Annotated in this window: 2 protein-coding genes; both read right to left on the bottom strand. The window is 42.4% G+C overall.

Going from position 1 to position 10,544, the window contains the following annotated elements:
* Nucleotides 1-6: 6 nt before the first annotated feature.
* On the bottom strand, nt 7-456 hold the full coding sequence (locus tag EHO59_RS01675) for a holo-ACP synthase (protein WP_135584131.1): 450 nt from the start codon (nt 454-456) through the stop codon (nt 7-9).
* The gene (locus tag EHO59_RS01670) at nt 453-10,346 is read right to left on the bottom strand and encodes a type I polyketide synthase (RefSeq protein ID WP_135584129.1); all 9,894 of its coding nucleotides are present in this window, start codon (nt 10,344-10,346) and stop codon (nt 453-455) included. The genes EHO59_RS01675 and EHO59_RS01670 overlap by 4 nt, the downstream gene beginning before the upstream one ends.
* Nucleotides 10,347-10,544: the final 198 nt, after the last annotated feature.

Here is a 10,544-nt window from a genome sequence, read left to right as displayed (position 1 = left end):
TTTCTCCTATAGTACGAGGAGGACTTCAGAAAAAGCGTAATCCCCCGTGTGGCTGATGCTGACTCGGATTGAGTTCGGTTTTAGGCCTTCCATATACTCTAGAAAGGTTCCGTAAAAACGCAGATATGGTCTTCCGAAGTCGTCGTTTCGTATTTCAATTTCCGAATAGTTTATATGAAGCTCTGGCGCTTGGAATAATCGATAACCATCCAAAGCCTTGATCACTGCTTCCTTTGCTGCATATCTTCCTGCAAAGAATCCGGCTCTTTGATCCATAGGTTTGGAAGAGGCACGATTCCTTTCCCATTCGCTGAATGTCTTGGAGAAGAAATACGTTCCTTTATCTTTTAGGCTTTCTTCGAATTCAGGAATGAATGCGAGATCGACTCCAATAGATGCAATCGGTTTCGAAGAAGTTCCGAATGAAGCAAATAGGCTTTCGAGTTCCGTCTTCATTGTTGTGTTCCCGATTTAGATCTGAAGCCTGCATTCAATAGAAGATCGATCTCTTCTTCTTCGAAATAGGATTTAGTTTTGCGCTCATAGAGAGGCTTGCCTATTCCCATTCTAATTTCGTGATATCGATTTCGTCCTTGGATCTCTCTTTCTCTTCGAGCCTTTAGATATTCTTTTCTTTGCTCATCGGTGAGTACCGCTAAGAAATAGTCGGAATGAACGAATAAGCAGAGAGCTCCCACGTGACCGAACCCGAGAGTGGTCAGCATTCCGGCCTTTATATTATGTTTTCCGAATGGAATGCTTTCGTCCGTAAACGTTAGAAAGGAGTAATCGTTCATATCCGGATCGACTTCCTCCAGGTTTCGGTTACCACTTACGATCCCGGTTTCCAATGTTTGTAAGATACCAATCGTCTGCCATGCAGCTGCTCCACCTTTAGAATGGCCAGTAAGTGATTTTTGAGAAACGATAGGAAGAAGGTTGCCCGGTGTCCTTCCTAACTTGTTCAGTAAATTGAATAAGAGTTTATTCTCATTCTTATCGTTTGCTTTGGTGGAAGTATCGTGCTTGTAAGCGACTCCTATATCATCCGCGGTCAATCCAAAGACGGATAACGCGTTTCTGAGAGGTGACTTAATCTCTTGGGACTCGGCTCCCAAAGATAAGAGTCCTAAGCCAGGAGCGGGGATAGAAGCTTGGATACCGTCGGTCTTGGACCCAGCATACGCAAGAATTCCGTAGACGGGCAATCCAGCTTGTAATGCTAAATCTCCTCTTGCAAGAAGAATGACTCCTCCACCATGAGCCTCTACGAAGCCTCCACGTCGGATATCATTCGGGCGGCAGATCCCTTTCGGATCTATTCCTTGTTCTTCCATCTCGACGCTGCTCGCGGTAGCTTGCATATCCCCGAAGCCGACTAATCCTTCTTCGGAAAAATCGTCAAAGGCTCCAGCTAACATAAAGTTGGCCTTTCCTTCCTTGATCAGACTCACTGCCATTTCAAGAGAGACACCTGCAGTTGCACAAGCAGCGACTGGTGTTTGAACCGGGCCATAACCTCCTACATAAGAAGTCAAAGCCCAAGCCGCAGTTACGTTGATTAACGATTCTTGTAATGCGTCATGCTGCCTTTCCTTACCTAGTAGGAAATCTTGGAACATACGCTTCATTTTGCCCATTCCACCCATACCTGAACCGACAGTAGAACCTACTAGTCCAGGATGTAGGAATCGATACAGTTCTATCGGTTCCATTCCGGATCGGAGGAATGCTTCGCATGTGCAATATAGATTATAAATCGTGATCATATCCACTTGTTTGGAAAGATCTTTTGGAATGCCATACTTAGCCGGATCCCATCCTCTTGGGATCTGTCCCGCTACTTTTCGAGTGAAGTCGATTGCCTTACGTACTTTGATCTGGCTTCCTTTTTTTCTACGAACAAACCACTTGTCCTTTTCAGGATCGTGATAGGTTTCTGTAGAATTAGGCTCAGCCTTCTTAAATTCTTCTGCTTCTTCTTTGCTTGAAACCGGAATAAAGAAATCTTCCTCTAAAACTACATCTGCAAATGCAAATAACGTAGATGGATCGAATCCTACTGTTTCAGGATCGATGATGCGAATTCCAGTATTCGAAAGGATCCTATCTTCGTATTTGGATTTGATCTGCCATTCTTGCAGAGATTCTCCTGTTTCTGCATCCGTCCAAGCTCTTCCTTTATCGGATGCTTGGTACTTGATATAGCCCATCATCCAGGCGAGTTCCAAGGCCGCTTCTAAAGAGAGCACTCCGTCTTTTTCTAATTCCCATCTGGTGAGTGAACTACCGGCAGGACCGACTTCTGCAAATCCAACGACGCATATTAATTCGGAAGGATCGATATGAGTTAGGTTTCCTATTTCGTCTAACTTCTGTTCGCTTGGGATAGAAGGGTACTGATATACTTCCTTAGGCAGAAGTTCTTTCACTTCCGATCTACCGACAGAAGGAAGAAGTCTTTCTTGTAGAGAATTTGTTTCTTTCTTGTTTCTTGCCTCGGAAAGGATCTCCGTGCGGATCTCGGATAGAATTCTTCCGAGCTCGGGTTGAGAATCTAATCCTCCAGTGAAATTCGCCTTGGAGATTTCATTCTTGGAATGGTTGACGGAATAATGGATCAAGCTCGCAAGCAAGAGTCCCATCTCTCTTCTGGAGAAAGTAAACACTCCCGTTTTTTCTTCTAGAGATTCGGCGACAATATCATTTGCCTCCATGAGACCTGTGCCTCTTACCCAGCCGATTACACAACCATGAATGCGAGTATTGAGCCCCCAATCATCTGCTTCGGAGTATTTCTTACGGAATAAGCTCTCGAGTCCAAGCTTCGTTTCCGCATACATTCCATCTCTACCAAAGATCCCATGATTCGGAGAAAGAGGAAGGATCACATGTAAAGGAGAAACATCTCCGGCTCTCTTCTTCATTCTTCCCAGGGTTCCGACGAGTTTTTCGACTCCAAGAAGCATAACGCGCAAAGATTGAAGTGAAGAATCATCCAATTGAGACGTTGAATTTTCTTCTCCTACCGCTCCGAATGGAATGAGAAGATCCGCTTCCCAATCCTTCTTAGCCAGCCATTCTGAAAGAAGTCTAGTATCTTCTAAAGATCCTTGCGAGAAAGGTACTAATGTAAGAGAAGATCCTTTTGCTCCGTATTTCTGGAAGACCTTCTTATAGAATTTTACCTTTGCAGAAGAATAGGAAGTGGTCGTCAGGATCACATTCGCTCCGCCTGAGAGAAGAGCGTATACAGTTTCGAGAGCGATCGAGTTCGGACCTCCACCCGTTACCAGGGCCTTTAAACCGGAGAATGAAATTCCTTCTTTTGCAGAAGTAGCGAGAGATCTTAGAATGGACTCTGTTTCTTTCTGATTTTCTCGGAAACTATTTCCTTGGTCGTCGCTTGTGCCAATGGAGATCTTTCCACTAAGGAACTTTTTTAAGTCGGTGGAATATTCTATTTCCTTAAAGTTCCACGATCCCTCATTAGTGATCTCAAGTTTCGGTCTAAGTATCGAGTTCTTAGATTTGAATACTGGATCTGTATTCTTCTTCCAAGAAGAAGAAATAGACTTTAGATATTCCTTGTGAGACTTGCCGTTCTCATTCTTTTCCCAAAAACGGTCCCAGTATTCCAGGGCCTTGGAAAGAGGATCGGTGTCTTGGTTTTCGAAGTAATTTTTTTCTTCGTCGTTAAGCGAATCTAAATCTCCGTTTCTGAATCGAGCGAGAGATTGTAGAAGTTTCTTCTTTGCCCATTGCCCAGAATTACTAAAGGTAACTATCTTCTTCTCTTCAAATAAAGAAGAAGGTATTGTTTCGGAAGATGTCTTCTGTCTTGCCTCATTCAAAGCGTTTAAGTCTTTGATCAGAAATTCTGCAAAAGGATCTTCTCCCAATAATCTTGTTCTGAAGTCTTTGATCGTTTTGCCGAAGATTCCATCCGCACCGAAATATTTTCTTTCCAATTCTTCTAGAGCCGCAGCATCTACTTTTGCGCCCGAGTTGGAACCTCCTGCAGATGCAGAGAGTTTTCCGATCCTGATCCCTTTGGATTGAGCATAAAGATCTACGGCTTTATCCAACCATTTCGAAGCTTCTTTCGAACTTGAGATCCTTGAGTTTAATGAGATAGGACTGAGTCCTCCCTTTCGTACGGATTCTCCTTCTCTCACTGCCAAAGGAAGATATAAGCTTAGAGCAAATATTCCCGATGGATTCAATCCTCTTTCTTCTTTCAAATGCTTGAATACTTCTGTTCTTCCAAAATCTGGTGGAAAGAATTTCTTCAGAGTCTCTTCGAAAGCGGTCCGTAAGTAAGGTCCAGGTTGAGAATAAGCGGATTGTTCCTCCAAGAGTTTTGCAAGATCTTTCAGGGATTTCTCATGAGCTCCATCCAAGCTTGGCGTCTTGAACTCAGCTCCAAGGTCTGCCATCACCTGGTTTCTTTTAGAAGAATTTCCACCAAAGAGAGAGTCTATATTCTCTTCTTCTGAAATTTCATCGGCTCTCATTCCTGCTTTCAAAGCGAGAAGAGTTAATAATGCTTCTTTCTTGGTTAAAGTAACGGAATCTTCGTCACCCCCTCCGCTTACACCTGCTTCTCTAACTTCTTCGATGATTGTAGTTTTACTTGTAGAAGGAGCCGCTACTTCTACTGCAGGAGTTCCTACGGAAGCGTTCTCCGCCTGAGCCGGTTCTTCAGTTTTGATAAAGACTCCTTGTTCGCAGTCTTCTTGTTCAAATAGAACCGTATTGCGATTCTCTTCTACATGCAATATCTCGAATGAAGATTGGTCCGGAAGATCTCTTAAGGTTTGTCTGGCCATTCCTGCCAGGTCTCCTCTTGCTCCAATATCGATCAGTCTCTTGACATTCAGTTCTTGAAAGAATACATCTTGGGTTTTGATCCACTGCACCGGCATCGCAAATTGATACGCGAGTAATTCGATGAGAAGTATTCTTCTTAGATCTTGCTCTGAGAGAGGACCTATTTTTCCGGATAAGATATCCCCTAGAATAGGACTTTCGCAAATTTCACGAGTATACTTAATGAAATCATTATGTATGGAGAATGGTTTTGCGACTAGGTTAGGGATATATTTTCCGTCCAGCTCATTGAATCTGGAAATGGAGGCCGGAATATTCTGCTCTAATGTTTTTCTAAAATCGGAGACCCCGTTTACTAACACTCTGGAGTGGAATGGCACATCTATTCCTTCCAGACGGATTGTAGTCTTCTTTCCTCTTACGATTTCCTTAAATCGATTTTCCATTTCGGAAAGGGCCTTTAAGTCTCCCGTAACAGAATACTGTTTATCTCTAATATTCAAGTTCACGACTTCTAAAGGAAGTCCTGTTTCTTCTTTCACTTGAGAAACAACTCTTAGGATGGTTTCCTCATCCAAGCCGACATGACGATTTCCTAAAACAACGCTCATGCCATAAGGGCTTCTACCTTCGGGATCCCGAGGAACCAAACCTTGCATGGTGAGTCCTCTTCCATAAACGATACGGATCACATTTTCAAATCCCAAGAATCCTCTTGCGGATAGTGCGGAGAATTCGCCCAAGGAATGGCCGGCAAAAGGAGCGTCTTGGATGAGAAAGCCTCTTTCTTTCAGAATCTCCCAATCTGCCATGGACTTGGTGACTAACGCTACTTGTGTGAATTGAGTGAGATGAAGAACCCCTTTTGGATGGTTCCACGTCTTCTTTCCGACTTTGAGTGAGGTAGGATTCTCTTGAACGATCTTAAGAAGAGAAAATCCCAATTCTTCTTGAGTAGTATTTTCGGCTCTCTGCCAAATCTTTCTCGCTTCAGGAAATTCCTCTCTGAGCGTCATGCCCATTCCCTGGGACTGAGAACCTTGGCCGGTGAATACATAGCCTGTCTTAAGAGTAGAAACGATTGCCTTACCGTTTAATTTCACTTCTCCATTCCTGTTGGTTAGAGAAATATTCAGTATTTGATTTCCATTCTTTTGAGAAGTATGAATCCCTTCGACCAAGAGTTCTTCGTTCAAGTAAACTGGGGCTTGGAAATTCTCTTCGAAAGAAACAAGTCGATTCGGATCTCCATTGCAGACATCCATTATGATTTGCTTAATTACTCTGGAAGAAGTCCAGAGACCATGAACGATTCGATCTTTCCAACCTGCATACTTTGCAAAGTCCAGATCCGTATGGATCGGATTCGTATCTCCAGAAGCAGCAGAGTATTCTGCCATATCTGAAGGAGCAAAGAAAGTAGAAGAAAAAGCACGATACTGTTTGGTGAGTGGGATCTCCGGATCCGCTTCGGAGAATACGGAGAAAAATCTATCTAAGGAAGTCGGAGTTCCCACAGCTAAAGTTTCGTCTAACTCGAAGCTTCCCCAAGAGACTGATCCTCTTGCCTCCAGGATCTCGATCCTACCTTTTACGATCGTCTGCTCCAATCCTGATGCTAATACTTGCACGGATCGATCCGAAGATACGAATTTCAATTTGTTTCCTGCTTGGAGAGAAGGAGAGGTGTTTTCCTTTTTGATCCAAAGTAGAGAATTCAGAGCGAGAATTTCAGGTTCTGATCTAAGAAGGATCGTCTTTTCAAGAGGAACATAATCGAACTCTTTGAATTTAGCGGTAGCCTCTCGGATTAAAAATGCGGTTTGAAAGGAGCATACTTTAGCGCCGGACTTAAAGATCTCTGCATGGATCAGGATCTCCTGGCCTGCGCCTAGTTTTCTGACTCTCACAAGTTTCGCCTTGGAAATTAAACGGTCTCCAGAATGAACGGAGAGAATTTCCTTTTCCCATTGAAACGACTGAGAGAGATGAAGTAGTTTAAATAGATTCCGATTTTCTAATGTGAAAAGAGGGGAGAGAAGCACTTTCCAAGCAAATGCGGTGCTCATGCTGATCGGCGGATTCGGATCAGACTTTAGATCGGATCTTCTTAGCTCTCCTACGGCCTTTCTAAAATTTAGAATATCTTCTTTATCTAATATGATTTCCGATTCCAGAATTTCGGACGATTTCCCCTTTGCATCGGAGGGAATCAATCGTTCGAGTTCCCAAGTCTTTAAGTAAAGATTTTGGATGGATCTCTCTTTAAACTCTAGATCTTCTTCGAAGATGGATCCTGGATTTTTGCCAGAATGAAAATGTCTCTTGAATGAGATCCAAGATTGGTTTTTCGGATTTAAGAAGAAGACGGTGAGCTCCGCTGAATCCTTTTCTAAAAGTTTGAGTTCCACTTTCGGATTTTTCTCTTCTAAGATCTGAAGAAGGATGAGTTCTCCTGAACTGCTTGTTTCCCAAGAGAATTCCCTGCCGATGCGAGGCTCAAAAAATAGTTTTAGGTCGGAGATGGAATTTCCTATTCTAGGTGATCTCAATAAACCGGAAAGGAATCCATGCCCAAGTCCTGAAAGCTGAAAAGCCCAATCATTTAGATTTGTATTTGGATCCTCTTGGATATGGATGGAGTTCGATCTCTCTTGCTCGCGATTTAATCCTAGATTTTTTGCAGAAGGACTTTCGAATAGATCAGACCAAGAAATCTTTTTCGGTTTCTGGCCTTCAAAGTTCTTTTCTAAAAATTCTTTGAAGATAGTGGCCACCGGTTCATTCGTTTTACGAATTCCTGATATTGCTTTCGGACCAGGGATCCATGCGCACGAATCTGGATCGATCCCTACACAATGAGAATACCAGAGAGAATCGGAACGAACCCATTTCACTAGATCCTCATCTAAAACTGGAATAAAATTCACAGGTTTGCCTGGGCGTTTGCAAACATCCAAGAAGAAGATCCTGTCTTCAGGAAGAATAAGAATCTCGTTTCCTTTCGGATACGCAAGAGACCATTCTTTCATAAAGTCTTTCGGATCAATTAACGAATCGATCTTGTTTACAATAGAAATCCCATTCGAAGAATTCGATATTCTTCCTTCGAATCTATATGCTAATTCTTTAAAGCGTGTTCGGAAACTCTTATCTACAAAAGGATGATCCGGCCAATCTCCTTCGGGAGATACTAGTCTCGTTCCAGGGCAGGTCAGTTCTAAGTATCTAGAAAGAATTTCAGTATAGCTCATTCTTTCCAAGTCGCCGAAATACGGTTTAGCTGTTGAGTTGATGAGAGAAATTAGCTCCTCTTTTTTAGAAAGAACCGCCTTTCTCGCTTCTTCGGATTCTTTTCCTTTGGTCAGCTCTTCTGCGCGTGAGGATAGTTTTGTCCAGGAATTCTCCGCATAATAAATGTCCGCACCCAAACCCGATCTGCCTGAGATGACTCCTCCTACATTCTTGCCTTCCTGAGTAGTCTTCCAATGTAATGCACCTGAAAGTTGAACTAAACTTTCTTTTATCTTTTCGGAAGTGGCGCATTCTTTAGCAGCCATCAATCTGGTACCTAAGAAAACTGCATCGACTGGCATCGGATTTTTTCCTTCCCAGGTTCCAGATAACCAAGAGCTGGCCTCTTCAGGTTCTGCGATTCCTCCACCTACGGCTAAGATAAGATTCTTGCAGTCTCTGATCTCGGAATAACAAGTACGAACTAATTCTTCTAGATCTTCCCAACTATGATGGCCACCTGCGGCTCCACCTTCTATCTGCATTAGGATTTTTGAATCTGGAATTTGATTAGCGATTGCTATGACTTGTCGGATCTGTTTCTGGGTTCCAGGTTTGAAAGAGTTCAGCCAAATTCCGTACGACTCGAAGTCCTTCAGGATCTTTATAGCTTCTTCAATATCAGGAATTCCAGCAGAGATCGTAACTCCTTCGATCGGAGCTCCTTCCGATTTCAGTTTCTTAACTAAAGGAACTTGCAAGTTCCATAAATAAGCATCCAAGTATAAAAGGTTAACTACGATACCTGTTCCCGGAGGAAGTTCTTTGCGAAATACTTCCATTCTAGTGCGGAAGAGTTCTTCTGTGACCTGGCCTCCTCCTGCCCACTCTACCAGATAGCCTTCTTTTGCTGCGGCGATCACGATGCCTGGCTCAACTGTCGAAGGTGTCATCCCTCCTCCGAAGATAGGAGGCCTTCCACTCCAAACAGTATAATTATTCTTTAAGAATTCTTTTCCATCGGGAAGGGTAACTAGCTCTGGCGCGAATTCTTTCCATGGTTTAGGAAAATTTAATGTTTCTTCTTTTCTAAAAGAACGAAGAGAGTCGGACTTGCTTAAATTTCTAACTAAAAATGATTTTCCTTTAATACTCGGAATGGAAAGTTTTTCGGCATCCGCACCTGGACCGAAAGAGAGGAGAAGGATCTTATTCTCTTCCTTCTTGAGTTCGCTTAAACATAAATCCCAATCTAAGGTTTCCGCAAAGGTCATTCTTGCTAATACAAGAGAAAGATCCGTTTCGGATCTTAAATCTCTCCCGTCTCTAGTGTCATACAGAGGAATTTTCAGGTCCTCCGGTTGAGGATGAAATCCTATCTTTTTAAAATCACCTTCCGTTAATACAGGGCATCTTCTTAATAGAGGGCTATGGAAAGGAGCAGAAACTTTTAAGAAGGTCCATGTATCTAGACCTGGCAATGCTATGCCTGCAAGAACAGTTCTGAATTCCAGAAGGCTTTCGGGAGAACCGCAAAATACTCTTCCCTTAGGACCGTTCTTTAGTCCTAGATTGATCATATCCTCGGAGCTCTTTCCCGAATTAAATTTCTCTAATTCTTCTAGAATGAGAGTATCATCCTCTAAGCGAAGAGCTGCCATAGGGGAGGGGACTTCGTCAGGCTTTAAGAATTTCTTATATATGGTATCCAATTCTAAGAGAGGAAATTCTTCTTGAGATCTCACTCCTAGATAGAATAAGCACTTCAAGATCAAGGAAAGGTTCTTTAAGTAGGATGATTTGTTCGGAGAAGAGGAAAGCAATAGACCAGCATAAATCCCTTGAGAATGCCCAAATATGCCAGTATTTGCCGAATGAAAGGCTTCCCATTCGGACTCTTCTTTCAATATTCTGAATAAGCTTGCTGCCTGAGCGACAAAGATAAGAGGGATGCTGTAGCAACAATTCTTAAGTATCGAAGAGTCAGGAGTCGTTTCAGGAGATAGCAGCCATTCCTTCAAATTAAAACCATGAGGAAAACAATTCAGAAGTCTTTCTTTTGTTAGAGACTTCAGTTCTTCATCGATAGAAGTATATACGATTTCCCAGAATTCTGAATTAGAATGACCTTCTTCATAGAAGGAACGAAGCTCAGGAATAGGGTCTACACCTTGTCCCCCAAAGACAGTGTATGTTTTTATATCTTGTTCGGAGAGATGTTTAAAGATAGTGGATACTTGTTCTTGGGACGTGTGCTCGCTTGAGTAATTCGCTTTCATTCGACATACCTTCCGTCTTAAAATTTTCAATTGATAACATTTCGTTTTTACTCGGAGAGTTTAACGTTTTGATTTCAAGAAAAAAATTTTTTCAGCATATAAAATCGAAAATCAAACTTTGTTAACAGTGTTTGAATAAGTATAACAAATGCTACAGTCGAACTATTTTCCTAATTTATAATATAACTGCATATATTC

Origin of the sequence: Leptospira semungkisensis (genome assembly GCF_004770055.1) — a bacterium.
Lineage (GTDB): Bacteria > Spirochaetota > Leptospiria > Leptospirales > Leptospiraceae > Leptospira_B > Leptospira_B semungkisensis.
The sequence above is the reverse complement of the archived record's forward strand: the minus strand, read 5'-3'. Positions and strand labels throughout refer to the sequence as shown.